The organism is Janibacter sp. CoH_79_TC_3, from assembly GCF_058197955.1.
On the sequence record NZ_JBXWIV010000202.1, the window covers coordinates 1 to 236 of the forward strand.

The 236-nt window shown below is 45.3% G+C and carries 1 protein-coding gene; it reads left to right on the forward strand.

Annotated features, from left to right (window positions below):
• Positions 1-13 precede the first annotated feature (13 nt).
• Positions 14-236: citrate/2-methylcitrate synthase (locus AC2FA3_RS15635; RefSeq protein WP_490510399.1), on the forward strand; the 223-nt coding region annotated here is incomplete at its 3' end.

Consider the following 236-nt stretch of genomic DNA (forward strand, 5'->3'; position numbering starts at 1 on the left):
GATGTTCGCAGACATGAAGGAAAAAATTTCCGACTGGACGGACGAAGACGAAGTACATCAGTATCTGGAAGACCTTTTGGATAAGAAAGCATTTGACCAGAAAGGGCTGATTTATGGCATGGGTCATGCGATTTATTCTGTATCCGATCCGCGTGCGGAGATTTTCAAGCAATTCGTAGAGCAGCTTGCGAAAGAAAAAGGACGGGAAGAAGAGTACGCACTGTATGCCATGGTAG